At 65.0% G+C, this 18,204-nt stretch carries 14 protein-coding genes; 13 read left to right on the top strand and 1 reads right to left on the bottom strand.

What is annotated here, in order from left to right; all coding sequences use genetic code 11:
* Positions 1 to 33: 33 nt before the first annotated feature.
* The 8 genes from dnaJ to era are packed head-to-tail and all read left to right on the top strand — an operon-like array spanning position 34 to position 7,464.
* Complete coding sequence (gene dnaJ / locus DB708_RS21100; RefSeq protein ID WP_108925360.1) at positions 34 to 1,179, top strand: molecular chaperone DnaJ; 1,146 nt, start codon at positions 34 to 36, stop codon at positions 1,177 to 1,179.
* Positions 1,180 to 1,204: 25 nt separating this feature from the next.
* Positions 1,205 to 2,011, top strand: a complete 807-nt coding sequence (locus DB708_RS21095) for a 16S rRNA (uracil(1498)-N(3))-methyltransferase (RefSeq protein ID WP_108925358.1) — start codon at positions 1,205 to 1,207, stop codon at positions 2,009 to 2,011.
* A gap of 55 nt (positions 2,012 to 2,066) precedes the next feature.
* Complete coding sequence (locus tag DB708_RS21090) at positions 2,067 to 3,125, top strand: PhoH family protein (protein ID WP_108925357.1); 1,059 nt, start codon at positions 2,067 to 2,069, stop codon at positions 3,123 to 3,125.
* A gap of 18 nt (positions 3,126 to 3,143) precedes the next feature.
* A complete protein-coding gene (ybeY, locus tag DB708_RS21085) occupies positions 3,144 to 3,677 on the top strand; it encodes an rRNA maturation RNase YbeY (RefSeq protein WP_108925355.1) in 534 nt (177 codons plus the stop codon).
* Positions 3,678 to 3,718: 41 nt separating this feature from the next.
* Positions 3,719 to 4,954: a hypothetical protein gene (locus DB708_RS21080; RefSeq protein WP_108925507.1), complete on the top strand. Its 1,236-nt coding sequence runs from the start codon at positions 3,719 to 3,721 to the stop codon at positions 4,952 to 4,954.
* The gene (locus DB708_RS21075) at positions 4,951 to 6,255 is read left to right on the top strand and encodes a hemolysin family protein (protein WP_108925353.1); all 1,305 of its coding nucleotides are present in this window, start codon (positions 4,951 to 4,953) and stop codon (positions 6,253 to 6,255) included. Before DB708_RS21080 ends, DB708_RS21075 begins: the two co-directional genes overlap by 4 nt.
* Positions 6,248 to 6,568 carry a cytidine deaminase gene (locus tag DB708_RS21070; protein WP_108925351.1) on the top strand — a complete coding sequence of 107 codons (321 nt, stop codon included), beginning with the start codon at positions 6,248 to 6,250 and terminating at the stop codon, positions 6,566 to 6,568. Before DB708_RS21075 ends, DB708_RS21070 begins: the two co-directional genes overlap by 8 nt.
* Positions 6,565 to 7,464: a GTPase Era gene (gene era / locus DB708_RS21065; RefSeq protein ID WP_108925349.1), complete on the top strand. Its 900-nt coding sequence runs from the start codon at positions 6,565 to 6,567 to the stop codon at positions 7,462 to 7,464. Before DB708_RS21070 ends, era begins: the two co-directional genes overlap by 4 nt.
* Positions 7,465 to 7,470: 6 nt before the next feature.
* Here era and DB708_RS21060 read toward each other — a convergent pair whose 3' ends face one another.
* Complete coding sequence (locus DB708_RS21060; RefSeq protein WP_108925348.1) at positions 7,471 to 8,946, bottom strand: amidase; 1,476 nt, start codon at positions 8,944 to 8,946, stop codon at positions 7,471 to 7,473.
* Between the two features lie 61 nt (positions 8,947 to 9,007).
* On the opposite strand from DB708_RS21060, the gene recO reads away from it, so the two are divergent.
* From recO to DB708_RS21035, 5 genes are all read left to right on the top strand, one after another.
* Positions 9,008 to 9,805, top strand: coding sequence for a DNA repair protein RecO (gene recO / locus DB708_RS21055; RefSeq protein ID WP_108925346.1), 798 nt, complete (start codon positions 9,008 to 9,010; stop codon positions 9,803 to 9,805).
* On the top strand, positions 9,798 to 10,691 hold the full coding sequence (locus DB708_RS21050) for a decaprenyl diphosphate synthase (RefSeq protein ID WP_235616874.1): 894 nt from the start codon (positions 9,798 to 9,800) through the stop codon (positions 10,689 to 10,691). The genes recO and DB708_RS21050 overlap by 8 nt, the downstream gene beginning before the upstream one ends.
* On the top strand, positions 10,691 to 11,119 hold the full coding sequence (locus DB708_RS21045) for a hypothetical protein (protein WP_108925343.1): 429 nt from the start codon (positions 10,691 to 10,693) through the stop codon (positions 11,117 to 11,119). The genes DB708_RS21050 and DB708_RS21045 overlap by 1 nt, the downstream gene beginning before the upstream one ends.
* A 378-nt stretch (positions 11,120 to 11,497) precedes the next feature.
* The gene (locus DB708_RS21040) at positions 11,498 to 17,296 is read left to right on the top strand and encodes a non-ribosomal peptide synthetase (RefSeq protein ID WP_165839884.1); all 5,799 of its coding nucleotides are present in this window, start codon (positions 11,498 to 11,500) and stop codon (positions 17,294 to 17,296) included.
* Between the two features lie 448 nt (positions 17,297 to 17,744).
* The coding region (locus tag DB708_RS21035) for an AMP-binding protein (protein WP_235616873.1) at positions 17,745 to 18,204 on the top strand (460 nt) is incomplete at its 3' end.

The following is an 18,204-nucleotide window of genomic DNA, read 5'->3' as shown; positions in this document are numbered from 1 at the left end:
ACGCGGCCTTAAAAGGGCCCAGAAAGGTCAGGCGTGGCACGCGATTATTACGGGCTGCTTGGCGTGAGCAGAAACGCCGGCGATGCGGAGATCAAGCGCGCGTACCGGAAGCTAGCGCGCGAACTGCACCCCGACATCAACCCCGATGAGGCCGCGCAGGCGAAGTTCAAGGAGATCAGCGCGGCCTACGAGGTGCTGAGCGATCCCGAGAAACGCCGGATCGTCGACCTGGGTGGCGACCCACTGGAAAACGCGGCCGCCGGGGCCGGCGGATTCGGCGGATTCGGCGGTCTCGGTGATGTGTTCGAGGCCTTCTTCGGCGGCGGCTTCAGCGGTGGCGGGACATCCCGCGGTCCGATCGGCCGGGTTCGGCCGGGCTCGGACTCGTTGCTGCGGATGCGGCTGGATCTCGAGGAGTGCGCGACCGGGGTGACCAAGCAGGTCACCGTCGACACCGCGGTGTTGTGCGACCGCTGCCAGGGCAAGGGCACCAACGGCGATTCCGCGCCGATTCCGTGCGACACCTGCGGCGGCCGCGGTGAGGTGCAGACGGTGCAGCGCTCGCTGCTGGGCCAGATGGTGACGTCGCGCCCGTGCCCCACCTGCCGCGGCGTCGGCGTGGTCATTCCGGACCCCTGCCATCAGTGCGTGGGCGACGGCCGGGTGCGGGCTCGCCGGGAGATCAGCGTCAAGATTCCCGCCGGTGTCGGCGACGGCATGCGGGTCCGGCTGGCCGCTCAGGGTGAGGTCGGGCCCGGGGGAGGGCCGGCCGGCGACCTGTACGTCGAGGTCCATGAGCAGGCCCATGACATCTTCGTCCGCGACGGCGACGACCTGCACTGCACGGTGTCGGTACCGATGGTCGACGCGGCGCTGGGCGCCACGCTCAGCGTCGAGGCCATCCTCGACGGCATGAGCGAGATCATCATTCCGCCTGGCACGCAACCGGGTGCGATCATCGCGCTACGCGGCCACGGCATGCCGCAGCTGCGCGCGGCCACCCGCGGCAACCTGCACGTCCACGTCGAGGTGGTGGTTCCCACCCGGCTGGACAACCACGACAGCGACCTGTTGCGCGAGCTGAAGAATCGCCGCACCCGCGACGTGCCCGAGGTGCGCTCGACGCACAGCGGTGGTGGGCTGTTCAGCCGGCTGCGCGAGACCTTCACCGGGCGCTGACGCAACTCCTGAGGGGCCCCTGCACATGGTGGCGACGCTGTTCTACGTCAAAGCACTGCCCGACACCGGTGGACTGGCCGTCGTCGACGGCGAGGAGGGATTTCACGCCGCGACGGTGCGCCGGATCCGGTCCGGCGAGGAATTGGTGCTCGGCGACGGCGCCGGCGGCCTGGCCCGCTGCGTGGTCGAGCAGTCCGGCCGGGACGGATTACGAGCCCGGGTGCTGAACCGCTGGAGCGTCGATCCTGGCAAGCCGCGGGTGACGGTGGTGCAGGCGCTGCCCAAGTCGGAGCGTTCGGAGTTGGCGATCGAATTAGCCACCGAGGCCGGGGCCAACGCGTTTGTGCCCTGGCAGGCGGCCCGATGCGTGGCCAGCTGGCAGGGTGCCCGCGCCGAGAAGGGTCTGCGCCGCTGGCGTGCCGTGGTCCGCTCGGCGGCCCGGCAATCGCGGTGGGCGCACATCCCGCCGGTTGACGCCGTGTTGTCCACTTCGGCGCTCACCCAGCGGATCCGCGCCGAAGTGGCCGCGGGCGCGGCGGTCTTGGTGTTGCACGAATCGGCGAGCGATCGGATCGCGGATGTTGCGGTGGCGCAGGTGAGCGCGCTGTTCCTGGTGGTCGGTCCCGAAGGAGGCATCGCGCCCGATGAGCTGGCCGAGTTGACCGACGCGGGAGCGGTCGCGGTACGGCTGGGCCCGCAGGTACTGCGGACCTCGACGGCCGCCGCGGTGGCCCTGGGCGCCCTCGGCGTGTTGACCCCGCGATGGGAGCAAACCGCCGAGGTCGGGCCGCCCGGGCCGCTCGCGGCTGACCAGGCGGAGCCCTCGGCGTAGACTAAGGCATCCCGAACTACCCTGACGAGCCGAGAAGGCAGGCACCGGAAACCACGTGACGCCACGCGAGACCAACGCTGTTGACGCAGCTAGGGCCCTGCAGGCCGACGCTCAGGTTCGCAGCAGCATCGACATTCCTCCTGATCTCGTCGTGGGCTTGCTGGGTTCGGCAGACGAGAATTTGCGCGCCCTCGAACGGATACTCGCCGCCGACCTGCATGTTCGCGGCAACGCCGTCACGCTGTCGGGCGAACCGGCCGACGTCGCGCTGGCCGAGCGGGTGCTCTCCGAGCTGGTCGCAATCGTGGCCAACGGCCAGCCGTTGACGCCCGAGGTGGTGCGCCACAGCGTCGCCATGCTGGTCGGTACCGGCAACGAGTCACCGGCCGAGGTGCTCACGCTGGACATCCTGTCGCGCCGCGGCAAGACGATCCGGCCCAAGACGCTGAACCAGAAGCGCTACGTTGACGCCATCGACGCCCACACCGTCGTGTTCGGCATCGGGCCCGCCGGCACCGGCAAGACCTATCTCGCCATGGCCAAGGCGGTCAACGCGTTGCAGTCCAAAAAGGTCACTCGCATCATCTTGACCCGTCCGGCCGTGGAAGCCGGTGAGCGTCTTGGTTTTCTGCCGGGCACGTTGAGCGAGAAGATCGACCCGTATCTGCGGCCGCTGTATGACGCGCTCTACGACATGATGGACCCCGAACTGATCCCCAAGCTGATGTCGGCTGGGGTGATCGAGGTGGCGCCGCTCGCATATATGCGGGGTAGGACGCTTAACGACGCCTTCATCGTCCTGGACGAGGCGCAGAACACCACGCCCGAGCAGATGAAGATGTTCCTCACCCGGCTGGGCTTCGGGTCGAAGATCGTCGTCACCGGCGATATCACTCAAATCGACCTGCCGGGCGGCGCACGGTCGGGTCTGCGGGCCGCAGTCGACATCCTGGACAACATCGACGACATCCACGTTGCGGAGTTGACCAGCGCGGATGTGGTCCGCCACCGGCTGGTCTCCGAGATCGTCGATGCCTACGCCCGCCACGAGGACTCGGACTCCGGGATGAATCGGGCTGCTCGGCGGGCATCCGGAACCCGGAGTCACCGATGATGGTGCGGTGAGCAGCCCATGACTATTGAAGTGAGCAACGAATCGGGCATCGACGTCTCGGAAGCGGAATTGGTGAGCGTCGGGCGGTTCGTCATCGCGAAAATGGACGTCAATCCGGGCGCCGAGCTGTCGATGGTGCTGTTGGACACCGCCGCGATGGCTGACTTGCACATGCGCTGGATGGACCTGCCGGGCCCGACCGACGTGATGAGTTTCCCGATGGACGAGCTCGAGCCCGGTGGCCGTCCGGACGCCCCCGAGCCGGGGCCGTCGATGCTGGGTGACATTGTGTTGTGTCCGGAGTTCGCGGCCGAGCAGGCTGCCGCGGCAGGTCACAGCCTCGGACATGAATTGGCGCTGCTGACAATTCACGGCGTGCTGCACCTGCTCGGCTATGACCACGCCGAGCACGATGAGGAGAAGGAGATGTTCGCTCTACAGGGGCGACTTCTCGAAGAGTGGGTAGCCGAACAGGTCGAGGCGTACCACTACGACCGGCAAGACGAGAAAGACCGCCGGTTGCTGGACAAGTCAAGGTATTTCGACAATTGAGCATTTTGAAGAGAGCATTCTGGATCGCGGTCTCGGCCGCCATGGTTTTGGCGCCGTCGGCGCTGCTGGTCAGTATGCCTGGTGTGGCACAGGCGTCTCCGTGCGCTGGCGAGGGGTCAAACCCCGTGTCCTGCCAGCACTGTCTGTTTTATGTGCAGGCCTATCACACCGCGAACGTGTGCAACGCGCCCGCGCCCCGGCCGGCCCCGGCGCCCTCGAGCACCGTCCCGGTCTACATTCCGGAGCCTCCGCCCTTGCCGCCGCCGACTTCTACACGTCCGGCGCCGGTGCCGGTGCAAACTCCGAAGATCAGTCCGCCGTCCCCGGGGGCACCAAGAAACGTCGCCGTGTTGTCACCGCCGAAGAAGCTCGAGGCGCCACCGCAGGCGATCGCGGCCGCCAAGGTCGCACCGGCCGCCCGGCTCAATCCCGCCGATCCACCGAAGCCGCCGACCCAGGCGGACTTCAACCAGCAGGTGCAGAACGTCGTCAGCCTCCACAGCGACAACATCGAGCTGGTCAAGGCCGATAACAAGGCGCTGGTCCGTCCCCGGCACTGGGACTACGTCGACTACGACGAGTATCACCGTCCGATCCTGTACAACCCGCTCGGTCAGGCGATGACCTTCCGCTACACCTACGACGGTGGGTCCCGTGAGGCGTACCTGCCGGCCGGTGGCCGCATCGTGCTCGATGCCGGCACCGTTGGCCTGGTCGCGTTCACCGCGGTCGGCGATAGCTATCTGGCATCGGGCAGCTTCTACGGCGGCGCCTTCGTGCCGCCTGACAACTTCACGGGCCCCCCGCCGCCGGACTACGTGGCGCCGACGCCTTCGACGCTGTACCAGAGCGTCATGGCCGATATCCCCGCCGTCAACCAGAGCGTGCAAATCGGCCAGGTGGCGGTGGTGGGGCACGACGATAGCGAGCCCGCGGGTAGCCAGGACTCCTTCCTGCTCGACGACTCGACCTTGGCCTGGGGTCAGGTCACCGATCCCGCCGACGGCGTGCAGATCCGGGTGACCAAGACCCAGTCGCTGCCCAGCTTCGGGCCGACCGACAATGGCGACTTCTTGGTGACGCTGGCAGTTCACGGCGATCAAGGCCAGCCCGCCGCTCAGCCTGCGCCGGCTGCCCAGCCTTGGTGGCCGTGGGGAGTGCGGTACGGGCTGTTGGTGATGGCGGTTGTCGTCATCGCGGGGTTGCTCAATCGTCGGAACAAGAGCGGCGACGTAACAGACAAGCCCGTGGCCGAGCCAAGGCATACCCACCATTGAGCGGCTTGTTCCAGCTGCTCCTCGCGATCGCGTTGATCGGTCTGGGCGGGGCTTTCGCGGCGATCGACGCTGCGATTAGCACCGTCTCGGTGGCTCGGGTGGCCGAGCTGGTGCGCGATGAACGGCCCGGGGCTCGGGCCCTGTCGAAGGTGATGGCCGACCGACCGCGCTACATCAACCTGGTGGTGCTGTTGCGGATGATCTGCGAGGTCACCGCGACCGTGCTGCTGGTGGTGTTCCTGTACGACAACTTCGGTCTGAACTGGGCGGTGTTCGGCGCCGCCACCATCATGGTGCTGACCAGCTTCGTCGTCATCGGGGTCGGCCCGCGGACCCTCGGGCGCCAGCATGCGTACTCCATCTCGCTGGTGACAGCCCTTCCGCTGCAGGTGATTTCGTCGCTGTTGATGCCGATCAGCCGGCTGCTGGTGCTGCTGGGTAATGCGCTCACGCCGGGTCGCGGCTTGCGCAATGGCCCGTTCGCATCCGAAATCGAGCTGCGCGAGGTTGTCGACCTGGCCCAGCAGCGCGGCGTGGTGGCCGCCGACGAGCGCCGGATGATCGAGTCGGTGTTCGAACTCGGCGACACCCCGGCGCGTGAGGTGATGGTGCCGCGGACCGAGATGATCTGGATCGAGAGTGACAAATTCGCTAGCCAAGCGACGAACTTGGCTGTGCGCAGCGGGCACTCCCGCCTTCCGGTGATCGGCGAGAACGTCGACGACATCGTCGGCGTGGTGTATCTCAAAGACCTTGTCCAGCAGGCGTTCTTGTCGGCCGACGGTGGTCGCGACACCAAAGTGTCGCAGGTGATGCGCCCGGCCGTATTCGTGCCGGACTCCAAGCCGTTGGATGCGCTGCTGCGGGAAATGCAGCGCGATCGCAATCACATGGCGCTGCTAGTCGACGAATACGGCGCGATTGCCGGCCTGGTCAGCATCGAAGACGTGCTGGAGGAGATCGTCGGTGAGATCGCCGACGAGTACGACCAGGAAGAGACGGCTCTGATAGAAGACCTGGGCGACAAGCATTTTCGGGTGTCCTCGCGGTTGGCCATCGAAGATGTCGGCGAACTCTACGGCGTAGAATTCGACGACGACCTCGACGTCGATACGGTGGGTGGCCTGCTGGCGCTGGAATTGGGCCGCGTTCCGCTGCCCGGCGCCGAGGTGGTCTCGCACGGCTTGCGGCTACGCGCCGAGGGCGGCCCCGACCATCGCGGCCGGCTGCGGATCGGCACCGTGCTGCTCAGCCCGGTCGAACCGGAGGACCACGAGTTTGAAGACACGCATCATGGCTGAGCAGCTGGCTCCCGAGGACGAGAAGCTGGTGGTGCTGGCGCGCGCCGCGATGGCGCGTGCGGAGGCCGGCAGCGGGGCCTCGGTGCGAGACGTCGACGGCCGCACGTATGCGGCTGGGCCAGTGGACTTGTCGGCGCTGCGGCTGACCGGACTGCAAGCGGCGGTGGCCGCAGCCGTCTGCAGCGGGGCGACGGGCCTGGAGGCCGCCGCGCTGGTGGCAGGATCGGCTGACGACGCCGGCATTGCCGCGGTCCGCGAGCTCAGTCCGACCGCCGCGATCATCCTCACCGACCGCGCCGGCAAGCCGTTATGAGTGAATTCCGTTCGGGCTTCGTGTGTCTGGTCGGCCGGCCGAATACCGGCAAGTCGACGCTGACCAACGCGCTGGTCGGCAGCAAGGTGGCGATCACCTCGAAGCGCCCGCAGACCACTCGGCACACCATCCGCGGCATCGTGCACCGAGAGAACTTTCAGATCATCCTGGTCGACACCCCGGGGTTGCACCGGCCGCGCACCCTGCTGGGCAAGCGGTTGAACGACTTGGTCCGTGACACCTACTCGGAAGTCGACGTCATCGGGCTGTGCATCCCGGCCGACGAGGCGATCGGCCCTGGAGACCGCTGGATCGTCGAGCAGATCCGTTCCGTCGCACCCAAGACCGCCCTCGTCGTCATCGTCACCAAGATCGACAAAGTGCCCAAAGACCGCGTGGCCGCACAGTTGGTCGCGGTCAGTGAACTCGTCGACGGTTCGGCCGAAATCGTCCCGGTGTCAGCGGTCGCCGGCACCCAGGTCGACCTGCTGACCGACGTGCTGGCCGCCACCCTGCCCCTCGGCCCGGCGTATTACCCCGACGGCGAGCTGACCGACGAACCCGAAGAGATTTTGATGGCCGAGCTGATCCGCGAGGCCGCCCTGGAGGGAGTGCGCGACGAACTTCCGCACTCGCTGGCGGTGGTGATCGACGAAGTCAATCCGCGCGAGGACCGCGACGACCTGATCGACGTGTATGCCCTGCTCTATGTCGAGCGGGACAGCCAGAAGGGCATCATCATCGGCAAGGGTGGGGCCCGATTGCGCGAAGTAGGCACCGTGGCGCGCGGCCAGATCGAGAAGTTGCTGGGCACCAAGGTCTATCTCGACCTGCGGGTCAAGGTCGCCAAGAACTGGCAGAGTGATCCCAAACAGCTTGGACGGCTAGGCTTTTAGCGCGTCTCAATCCTGTGGTTGGCCGTGCTCATGCTCCCACCACGCCTTCGGCTGCTTGGACACCCAGCCGCAGACGGCCTCCAGCTCGGCGGCCAGTGAGATCAGCATGCCTTCGCTGTTGGCCGGTCCCATCAGCTGCACACCGATCGGCAAGCCGTCCGCGGTGAACCCCGCCGGCACGTTGATCGACGGCCAGCCCAACAGATTCCACGGCCACGCCACCGGGCACGCCTTGATCATCGCGCGGTCGGTGCTCAAGCCGCCCAACCGGTCGAAGGACCGCGCCAGCGGCGGCGGCTGCGCCGTGGTCGGAGCCACCACCACGTCGACGATGTCGAAGATCGAGCCCACCCGGCGCTGCAGCGCACCCTCATGCAGGCGTGCGTTGCGCAGGATCGCCTGTCCCAGAACATGTCCCATTCGCAGGTTGGACAGGGTGCGGGGGTCCAGTGCGACACCGTCGCCCAGCCGCTCCTCCCATTCCCGCAGTCCCGCGGTCGAGCGGGCCAGAAAATCCCATCCCATCCGCACGCCGTAGTCCGGATTGCCGGAAACGACTGTGTGGCCAAGTAATTGGAGTTGCTTGCCCACTGCGCGGGTCGCGGCCAGAATCTCGGGATGCAGCTTGGCCCGAAAGAAGGTGTACGGGAACCGGGTTGACAGCGCGATGTTCAGCGGCCCGGGCGCGATGCTGACGTAGTCGGATGCCGTGATCGGGGGTGGCTTGTGCCGGTCGCCCGCGACGTTTCCGGACGCGGCGTCGAGCACCAGCGCCGCGTCGGCCACCGTGCGGGCCAGCACGCCATTGACGGTGATCCCGTTGAACGACTCCGGCAGCGGCCAGGTGGAGATGCGGCCGCGCTGTGGCTTGATGCCGACCAGGTGTGTCCAGGCCGCCGGAATCCGGACGCTGCCGGCGCCGTCGGAGCCGATCGCGGCGGTGACCAGACCGGCGGCCACCGCGGCCGCGCTGCCGCCCGACGACCCGCCCGGGGTGTGCCGCCGCGACCACGGGTTGCGGGTGTGGCCGAACCCGGGTCCACTGGTGAACGGCCACTGACCCAGTTCGCAAGCGTTGGTCTTGCCGACGATGACGGCCCCGGCGGCCTTGAGACGACAAACCACCTCGGCGTCCTGGGCGGCGGGCCGCACGTAGCCGTCGGCGCCGAAGGCGGTAGGCACGCCGGCAACATCGACGTCGTCCTTCACCGCGATCGGGACGCCCAGCAATGGCGCGGTGTCACCGGCGGCGCGGCGCCGGTCGGCCTCGGCCGCGTCGGCCAGCGCCGACTCGGTCAGCACCACCCGGAATGCGTTCAGCGTGGATTGGCTGGCGTCGATCGCGTGCAGCGAACGGCGTACCAATGTGTCGGACGTCACCGAGCGGCTGGCCAGCTGATAGAGCAGGTCAGTGAGCGTGGGCAGGCGCGTGCCACGGAATCCGTAAGCGGACCCAGAAACGGGACCAGAAGCGCCAATCACGGGGTACGAGACTATCGGCGCGGATACCCGCGATGTCGCGGCGGGGTGCAAAACTGTTGAGATGCGGCTGTATCGAGACCGAGCGGTAGTGCTGCGCCAGCACAAGCTCGGCGAAGCCGACCGGATCGTCACCCTGCTGACCCGCGACCACGGGTTGGTCCGCGCGGTGGCCAAAGGGGTGCGTCGTACCCGCAGCAAATTCGGCGCTCGGCTGGAGCCGTTCGCGCACATCGATGTGCAGCTGCATCCCGGCCGCAATCTCGACATCGTCACCCAGGTCGTCTCGATCGATGCGTTCGCCACCGACATCGTCAGCGACTACGGCCGGTACACCTGCGGGTGCGCGATGCTGGAAACCGCCGAACGCCTCGCCGGTGAGGAGCGGGCGCCCGCCCCGTCGCTGCACCAGCTCACCGTGGGCGCACTGCGGGCGGTGGCCGACGGCCACCGGCCCCGTGAGCTGCTCCTGGACGCCTACCTGCTGCGTGCCATGGGCATCGCCGGCTGGGCACCGGCGCTGACCGAGTGCGCCCGCTGCGCCACGCCCGGTCCGCATCGGGCATTTCACATCGCCGCCGGGGGCAGCGTCTGCGGCCACTGCCGGCCCGCTGGTTCGACCACGCCGCCGCTGGGCGTGCTGGAACTGATGTCCGCGCTGCACGATGGCGATTGGGAAGCCGCCGAGGCGACGCCGCAGTCCCACCGCAACCATGTCAGCGGATTGGTGGCCGCCCACCTGCAATGGCATCTGGAACGCCAGCTCAAGACGTTGCCGCTGGTGGAGCGTAATTATCGGGTGGACCGGACAATCGCCGACCGGCGCGCAGCGCTGATCGGGCAGGATGAGGCTTGTGGCTAAGAACCACGAGCGCAAGCTGAAGTCCACCGACTTCCCACAATTGCCCGCTGCGCCCGACGACTATCCGGCTTTTCCCGACAGGTCGACGTGGCCGGTGGCGTTTCCCGAACTACCGCCCTCGCCCGACGGCGGCCCAAGCCGGCCACCGCAGCACGTTTCGAAGGCGGTGGCGCCGCGGATTTCGGCGGATCGGATGCCCAACCACGTGGCGATCGTGATGGACGGCAATGGCCGCTGGGCTACCCAGCAGGGACTGACCCGCACCGACGGCCACCGGGCGGGCGAGGCGGTCGTCATCGACGTCGTCTGCGGGGCAATCGAAATCGGGATCAAGTGGCTCAGCCTGTACGCCTTCTCCACCGAAAACTGGAAGCGGTCCCCCGAGGAGGTCCGCTTCCTGATGGGCTTCAACCGCGACGTGGTGCGCATGCGGCGGGTCAACCTCAAGGCGATGGGCGTCAAGATCCGCTGGGTGGGTTCGCGGCCACGCCTGTGGCGCAGCGTGATCAATGAATTGGCGATCGCCGAGGAGATGACGAAGGGCAACGACGTCATCACCGTCAACTACTGCGTCAACTACGGAGGCCGCGCCGAAATCGCCGAAGCCACAAAGGAAATCGCTCGTTTGGCTGCCGCGGGGCGGCTCAACCCGGAGCGCATCACCGAGTCGACGGTGGCACATCACCTGCAGCGGCCCGACATCCCCGACGTGGATCTTTTTCTGCGGACCTCGGGGGAGCAGCGCTCCAGTAATTTCATGCTGTGGCAAGCGGCGTATGCCGAATACATCTTTCAGGACAAGCTGTGGCCCGACTACGACCGTCGCGACCTGTGGGCGGCCTGCGAGGAATATGCGGATCGCAACCGACGGTTTGGGAGTGCCTGATGTCATCACTGCAGGAGCGTCTTGGAACGATCCTTCGCGAAGTGCTGCCCGTCGACGACGAGCCCGATGGAGGGCTGACGGTGCACCACGACGCCACGTTCGCGTCGTTGCGGGTGGTGAACATCGCCGAGGGACTCGACCTGGTGTCGCTCACCCAGATCGTGGCGTGGGATCTGCCGCTGACCAAAAGGCTCAGCGATCAGGTCGCCAAGCAGGCGCACGCCAGTAACTTCGGCAATGTGACGCTGGTCGAGAAGCTCGGCGACAAGGCCGCGCAGCGCAACTCCGGCAAGAGCGGATCCAAAACCGCGGACGTGATGCTGCGCTACAACTTTCCCGGTGCGGCGTTAACCGACGACGCCCTGCGCACCCTGATCCTGCTGGTGCTCGATACGGGCGCCCAGATGCGGCGCGCACTAACGGCCTGACGCTCTCGCGCAGTGTTCACGGCTTGCCTGTGCGGCGGCTTCGGTTTTGGACAGCCTCGCTTGGCGGATACGGAAACTCGGGCCACCAGAAGGCGGTGCGTTGAGAAAGCGATATCGCTGCCACGACGAATTCCCGGTGCGTGCATCGCGCGAGCATGTTGGTCGACAGTAGTTTGCTGTGCGCTGCGGCTGATTCGCCGACAGTCATCGATATTCACCCCTATCGTCTAGCTGTGGTTAAGTACGCAATCCCCGCCTTGCTGGGGCGGACCACTGTGCGTCTAAATCGCATAGAAGAGCGGCCCGAACGGACATGGCGCGCAAAGGCTCGCGGACGACTGACCTTGTATGCGTAATCGAGACGAGTTAGGGATTCGGATGGAACTTGACCATCGGGCTTTGCCGCTGACACGCGGACAGCAGGGGATATGGCTTTCGCAGGAAACGGGGCACGCCGGTACGGAGTGGCAATTGGGCCTGTTCGTGCGAATCGAGGGAACGATTCAACAAGACCTTCTTAGGCAGGCTATCCGCCAAGCAGTGGCTGAGGACGAACCCAGCAGGGCCGCATTCTTTGAACTTGACGGTCAGGTTTTCCAACGTGCAATCGATTGGCCCGATGTGGAGCTCGAATTTTATGACTTGAGCAGCTCGCCTGACCCGAAGCGCAAGGCTGAAGAGCTCGCATCGTCGATTCGACGCACGCCGATGCCGTTTACCGGCCCGCTGTTCAAGTTTGTGTTGTTTCGGGCGCGACCCGATGAATTCTATCTGTTTGCGTGCTGGCACCACATCGTGATCGATGGGATGGGCATGGCGCTGGTGTGCCGCCGAATCACCACCATCTACTCTGCGCTTTTCTTTGAAAGGCCGGTCCCCGCACCATATTTTGGATCATTGCAGGATTTGGTCGACTACGAATCGGATTACAAGGCCTCCACCGACTGTCTCGATGACCACGCCTATTGGCGGAGCAACCTTCCCTCGAAGACCGAACCGCATTATTGGTCGCCTCGGGCCGCCAGAGAACGGGATCCGTACTCGCCCTCCGCAGCGGTTCAGTTAGACCCGTCGGTGGTACGCCGGATCAACGAGTTGTCCAAGTCTTTAGGAGTTCGTCGAATCTCGGTGATCACTGCGGTGTGCGCATTAATGGTGCGTGGGTTGAGCGGTAGAGGATCTGAGGTGGTGCTTGACTTCCCGGTCAGCAGGCGAACCCGTCCGGAGTCAAAGATGCTGCCGGGGATGTTTGCCGGGGTGGTGCCGTTGGTATTGGCTTCGCCGCCAAAGGCTTCGGTTGCCGATTTCAGTCGGCATGTTGATAGGCGACTTCGGGAACTGATGAAGCATCAGCGGTATCCGGTGCTCGATCTTGAGCGTGGTAACGGTCTACACGAGCTTGGTCAGACCTCGAATCGCGCTGTTGTCAACTTCATTCCCTCGAGGTTGACGCTGAACCTAGGCGATGCTCCGGCGACGGCGACGTATACCAATCTCGCTCCCGTCGGCGACTTTGTGCTGCTATTTCTCGGCACCGGCGATCAGCTTTTTCTCCTGACCGCGGGCCCTAGGGCGACCTTCCCGAATGTTGATGTTTGGAATGTCGCCAGACGGTTGGAGCGGGTGTTGTTGGCGATGAGTGCCGATCCGGCCCGGCCGCTTTCGTCGGTTGATGTGCTTGATGAGGTTGAGCGTGTCCGGCTGGATGAGTTCAGCAACGGAGCCGCATTGACCCTGCCGGTACCAGTGGCGGAGTCGATCCCGCAGTCATTCGGTGCTCAGGCTGCGGTTGCTCCGGAGGCGGTGGCGGTCAGCTTCGAGGGTCGGTCGATGACGTACCGGGAGGTGGATGAGACATCGAGCCGGTTGGCGCACCTGTTGGTCGAACGCGGCGCGGGCCCGGGTGAATGCGTTGGGTTGCTGTTGCCGCGCTCGGCGCAGGCGGTTGTGGCGGTCCTGGCGGTGCTGAAGTCTGGGGCGGCATATCTGCCCATCGACCCGGCTTTGCCTGATGCGCGGGTCGAGCTCTTGGTCACTGATGCCGCGCCGATCGCAGTGCTCACCACCCCGGGACTGGTTGACCGGCTGGATGGCCATGATCAAGTTATCGATGTCGGCGATCCCCGCATTGACGCCCAGCCCAGTACCGCACTGCCATACCCGCATCCCGACGACATCGCCTATTTGATTTACACGTCGGGTACCACTGGCACCCCCAAAGGGGTTGCGGTTACTCATCGCAACGTCACCGAGTTGGTGAAGTCCCTGCAGCAGGAGGTCGGGTGCGCGGGGGTGTGGTCGCAGTTCCATTCGTTAGCGTTCGACTTTTCGGTGTGGGAGATTTTTGGTGCGTTGCTCGGTGGTGGGCGGTTGGTGGTGGTGCCTGACGAGGTGGCGCGTGCGCCCGAGGAGTTCCAGGCACTGCTGATCGCCGAGCAGGTCACGGTGTTGAGTCAAACTCCGTCGGCGTTTTATGCGTTGCAAACCGTGGATGCGGCGTCCGCCGAATCCGAGCGTTGTTTGAGTCTGCAGACAGTGGTGTTCGGTGGAGAAGCTCTGGAGCCGCAGCGACTCCGGAGATGGCTGCAGAACCATCCGGGGTCACCACGTCTGATCAATATGTATGGCATTACCGAGACGACGGTGCACGCGTCGTTCCGAGAGATCGGGGCGAGCGATGTCGATGGCTCGGTGAGCCCGATCGGGATGCCGCTGACTCAGCTCAGCCTGTTTGTGTTGGATCCGTGGTTGTCTCGGGTGCCGGTGGGTGTGGTGGGGGAGTTGTATGTGGCTGGTGCCGGGGTGGGTGTCGAGTATGTCGGGCGGGCGGGGTTGACGGGGTCGCGTTTCGTGGCGTGTCCGTTTGGCGCGTCGGGGGCGCGGATGTATCGGACTGGTGATCTGGTGCGTTGGGGCGAGGATGGGCAGCTTGACTATCTGGGTCGGGCGGATGAGCAGGTCACGGTCCGTGGGTATCGCATCGAGCTCGGCGAAATACAGGTGGTACTCCACGAATTGGAGGGTGTTGAGCAGGCGGTAGTGGTTGCCCGTGAGGACCGTCCGGGCGATAAGCGTCTGGTGGGTTACGTCACCGGTACCGCGGAGTCTGCTGCGATCCGCGACGCGCTGGCTGATCGGTTGCCGGGGTATATGGTTCCGGCTGCGGTGGTGGTGCTCGAGGCATTGCCGTTGACGGTGAACGGCAAACTCGACGTACGGGCGCTGCCGGCGCCGGAGTACACCTCCGGTGAGTATCGGGCTCCGAGCACGATCGCCGAGGAGACACTGGCCGGCATCTACGCCCAAGTCCTTGGTGTGCCACGGGTCGGAGTCGATGACTCCTTCTTTGAATTGGGTGGGGACAGCATTCTGTCGATGCAGGTGGTGGCGCGGGCGCGTGCTGCCGGATTGCTGTGTCGGCCGCGCGATATCTTCGTGGAGCAGACGGTGGCTCGGCTGGCTTCGGTAACCAAGGTGGTGGGCGGTAAGGCGGCTGTTGTCGATGAGGGTATCGGTGCGCTGTTGGCCACCCCAATCATCCTTTGGTCGAAGGGTTTTGATTCTCCAAGTGTCGGTCAGTTCAATCAGACGGTGGTGCTGCAGGCCCCGGCTGGCGTGACCGAGGCCGACGTGGTGGTGGTATTGCAGGCACTGCTGGATCACCACGCCATGTTGCGGCTGCGCGTCGAGTCCGATGACGCCGGGGATTGGATTTTAGAGGTGCCCGCGGTGGGGGCGACCGAAGCGCGCCGGTGCGTTCAGGTGGTGAACGGGTTGTCGGATGAGACGGTGGCTGCCGCGCGGTCGCGGTTGGATCCGGCCGCGGGGATGATGTTGAGTGCGTTGTGGGTGCCCCCTAATGGTCAGTTGGTGCTGATCGTTCACCATCTTGCCGTCGACGGGGTGTCATGGCGGATTCTGTTGGAGGACCTCAACATTGCCTGGATCCAGCACAGTAGCGGGCAACCGGTGATGTTGCCGGTGCAGGGCACGTCGTTTGTTCGGTGGTCGGCGCTGTTGGCCGAGCATGCGTGCGCTGCCGAAGTGACCGAGCGAGCCGAGGAGTGGCGTCAGGTCCAGGCGACGCCGGCGATAATGCAGGCAGTGCAACCCGCGGTCGACACGCACCAAACTGCCGGGCACTTGTCAGTGTCGCTGGACATCGAAACCACGCGGATGCTGCTCGGTGAGGCGCCTACGGCGTTTCACGCTGGGGTGCAAGACATCTTATTGATCGCGTTCGGGTTGGCTTTTGCGGAATTCTCGGGGACTGGCGAGACGCCGATCGGTATCGCCGTCGAGAGCCATGGGCGCCAAGAGGAGCTGGCAGTCGATGTGGATCTGTCACGCACGGTGGGGTGGTTCACCGCGATTTATCCGGTGGCGTTGGCCGTTGGTGGCCTGGACTGGTCCGATGTGGTGGCCGGTGAGGCGGCGCTAGGAGCGGTAGTGAAGGACGCGAAAGAACAATTGCGCGCCCTCCCGGAGCCGTTGACCTACGGTCTGTTGCGCTATCTGAACGCCGATGCTGAGCTCGCCGGCCCGGACCCGACGATCGGGTTCAACTATCTGGGGCGGCTGGGCGCGGCGGCGGCGGAGATCTCCGATGATGTCTGGCGGATCAGCCGAGAGGGCTTGTCGTTGACTGGTGCCGCCGCCGCGATACCGATTCCGCTGGCGCACACTGTGGAGCTCAATGCCGGCACAGTCGACACTGAGATTGGTCCGCGGCTGCATGCCGACTGGATGTGGGCACCCTCCGCGCTGAATCGAGAGCAGGTCGCCCGGCTGAGCCGGTTGTGGTTTGAGGCCCTCGCCGGGATTTGCGCACATGTGCGCAGTGGTGGGGGCGGGTTGACCCCCTCGGATATCGCGCCTGCCCGACTGAGCCAGCAGGAGCTCGACGAGCTTGCGCAGCAATACCGGATCGCTGACGTGCTGCCGCTGACACCCCTGCAGCAGGGGCTGTTCTTCCACGCCTGCACCAAGTTATCTAGCGACGACACTGCGTATGCGGTGCAGCTGGATATCACCATGACCGGTCTGCTTGATCGGGAGCGGCTCCGTGCGGCAGTGCACACAGTAGCGGCTCGGCATCCGAATCTGGCGGCACGGTTCAGCGACCAGTTCGACGAGCCAGTGCAGATCATCCCGGCCGATCCGGTGGTGCCCTGGCGCTATGTCGAGTTGGACGCCGACGACGTGGAAGTCGATGGGCAGGTGCAACTGGTGTGCGCTGCTGAACGTGGCGCCGTCTGTGACCTGTCCGACGGACCGGCCTTTCGGGCGGCGCTGATCCGCACTGGATACAACCGGTACCGGTTTGTGGTCACGAATCACCACATCGTGCTCGATGGCTGGTCGACGCCGATTTTGCTGAAGGAAATATTCGCCAGCTACTACGGGCAGCGACTGGTTGCGGCGATGCCGTATCGCAGATTTGTTAGCTGGCTGGCGGATCAGGACCTCGATGGTGCGCACGCGGCGTGGAGCACGGTGCTGGCCGGTTTCGACACACCCACCTTGGTAGGTCCGCCGGGCCGGGTGAGGTTGGGGCGGCGAGGAGTTGCGTCGATTCGGCTAACCGAGCAGACCACCCGGGCGGTGAGCGAACTCGCGCGCTCCTGTCAAACCACCGTCAACCTCGTGCTGCACGGTGCCTTCGCGCAGCTGCTGCGCTGGCTGACCGGCCAGCACGATGTTGTCTTCGGCACCCTCGTCTCAGGGCGGCCGGCCGAGCTGGCCGGCGCCGAATCGCTTATGGGCCTGTTGATCAACACCGTGCCGGTGCGGGCAACCATTACAGCTACCACTTCCACCGCAGAGCTGCTCGAACAACTGCAGGGCGCGCACACTCATACCCTTGAGCACCAGCATCTGGCACTGTCCGAGATCCACTCCATCACTGGCCATGAGCGGTTGTTCGACACCCTTTTCGTCTACGAAAACTACCCGATCGACACCATCGCGTTGGCCGGCGAGCACGACCTTACGATCACGGGGTTTACCGCGTGGGAATCCAACCACTACCCGCTTTCGGCGCAAGCTCAACCGGGAGACCAACTGGGCCTACGTATCGAATACAACACCGACGTGTTCGACACCGCCAGCATCGATGCGCTGATGGAGCGATTCGAGCGGGTATTGGTGGAAATGACTGCTGATCCCACACGGTGATGTTGACGTGGCCCCCCCGATAGTGTCGATCCGCAGGCCGGCCTTGCGCATTGAGCTGCGTGACTAGACCGCCGCGCGTGCGGCACACCACGGTTACAGTTCGCGCCCATGCGGAGTGCGCTCGGTAGCGCGCCTGATCCCGTTACGCAGCGCATTCGCAAACGAAGCGTCCTTTTACGGCTTGTTGAATCGTTTGTGCACCAACGTATTACCGATCCGTCCACTTGATCAGGCGCCCTATATGCGATTGGTAGGTCGACACTCGCGTCGATCTCGCAGCCGTTGCCGACAGCGACTGAAAGCGGAGCGCAATCGCCACGCAGGTAAGGTACCTTCTTCGGGATCAACGCTCAGTTCTTTGCTGGCCATCTCGGCATACCGCACTTTAATTAATTGATTAGTCACTATCGATAGCACGCCGCATTGAACGCTCCCACGTCGAAATTTGATGGGCGATAAGGCATTAGCGCTTGGCGCTGCTGGGAAAATACCGACTAAATCAACGGAAAAGCGCCAGAAAATGTGCCCCGACTCCTACGATAACCGCATGGGTCAGGTTAGCGGCTTTGGTGTTTATGAGTTGTCGGTGTATCCGAGGGATGGTTCGTTGTTTGGGTTGTTTGAGGGGTGTGTGGGGAGGTTTGCGCGGCGGGTGGCGGTGCGGTTTCGGGATGAGGTGTTGACGTATGCGCAGTTGCATGCGCGTGCGGAGTCGATGGCGGTGCGATTGCTGGATTTGGGTGTGAGGCCGGTGGAACCGGTGGCGTTGATGACGGCGCGTTCGGTGGAGATGGTGGTGGGTATTTGGGCGATTCTGCGGGTGGGCGCTACGTATGTTCCGATTGACCCGGGGTATCCGCAGAAGCGGGTTGAGTCGATTCTGCGTGATAGTGGGGCGCAGGTGTGTT

The organism is Mycobacterium montefiorense (assembly GCF_003112775.1).
GTDB lineage: Bacteria > Actinomycetota > Actinomycetes > Mycobacteriales > Mycobacteriaceae > Mycobacterium > Mycobacterium montefiorense.
Note: the sequence above shows the minus strand (reverse complement) of the source record. Positions and strands in the feature narration are given on the sequence as shown.

Coding starts and splice junctions, on each gene's coding strand:
- DB708_RS21095 (WP_108925358.1), top strand. CDS start 1,205: ATGGTGGCGACGCTGTTCTACGTCAAAGCACTGCCCGACACCGGTGGA.
- ybeY (WP_108925355.1), top strand. CDS start 3,144: ATGACTATTGAAGTGAGCAACGAATCGGGCATCGACGTCTCGGAAGCG.
- DB708_RS21080 (WP_108925507.1), top strand. CDS start 3,719: ATGGTTTTGGCGCCGTCGGCGCTGCTGGTCAGTATGCCTGGTGTGGCA.
- DB708_RS21070 (WP_108925351.1), top strand. CDS start 6,248: ATGGCTGAGCAGCTGGCTCCCGAGGACGAGAAGCTGGTGGTGCTGGCG.
- era (WP_108925349.1), top strand. CDS start 6,565: ATGAGTGAATTCCGTTCGGGCTTCGTGTGTCTGGTCGGCCGGCCGAAT.
- recO (WP_108925346.1), top strand. CDS start 9,008: ATGCGGCTGTATCGAGACCGAGCGGTAGTGCTGCGCCAGCACAAGCTC.
- DB708_RS21045 (WP_108925343.1), top strand. CDS start 10,691: ATGTCATCACTGCAGGAGCGTCTTGGAACGATCCTTCGCGAAGTGCTG.
- DB708_RS21040 (WP_165839884.1), top strand. CDS start 11,498: ATGGAACTTGACCATCGGGCTTTGCCGCTGACACGCGGACAGCAGGGG.